This window comes from Eubacterium ramulus ATCC 29099 (genome assembly GCF_000469345.1).
In the GTDB taxonomy this organism is placed as follows: Bacteria; Bacillota; Clostridia; order Lachnospirales; family Lachnospiraceae; genus Eubacterium_I; species Eubacterium_I ramulus.
This window is the reverse complement of sequence record NZ_KI271089.1, coordinates 129,789-130,341: the sequence shown is the minus strand read 5'-3', so window position 1 is coordinate 130,341 and position 553 is coordinate 129,789. Positions and strand designations below refer to the sequence as shown.

Below are 553 nucleotides of genomic sequence, written 5' to 3'. Positions count from 1 at the left end.
AAAAAAGACCTTAACGACGGTATCGACACAGTCGGCGGTAAAATGACAGTCTGCCAGCTTTACGAGAAAAAGAACAGCCAAAGAAAGAACATCAAGAGGGCTACCGAAAAGGGACGACAGTATCTTATGAACGCTCTGAAAAATGACCCATTGGGTATGAGGGCGATTGATACTGTTAAGCAGTCGGACGCTAAAGAATGGGCTATCAGAATGAGTGAAAAAGGATATGCCTATACAACAATTGATAACTATAAGCGTTCCTTGAAAGCGTCATTTTACATGGCGATACAAGACGACTGTATCAGAAAGAACCCATTTGAATTTAAACTAAGTGATGTTCTGGAAGATGATACAGAGCATAAAGTTATCCTTACACCAGAGCAGGAAGAACGCCTGCTTGCCTTTATGGAAAAGGATAAGATTTACAGCAAGTATTATGATGAGGTTGTGCTTCTGTTGGAAACGGGACTTCGTATTTCTGAATTTTGCGGACTGACGACGCATATTGATATGCAGAACAAAATACTCAATATAGACCACCAGTTATTGAAAG

The 553-nt window shown here is 40.3% G+C and carries 1 protein-coding gene; it reads left to right on the top strand.

Going from position 1 to position 553, the window contains the following annotated elements; all coding sequences use genetic code 11:
* Nucleotides 1-553 (top strand): tyrosine-type recombinase/integrase (locus HMPREF0373_RS17825; protein ID WP_021737974.1); only part of this gene is annotated, 553 nt, incomplete at both ends.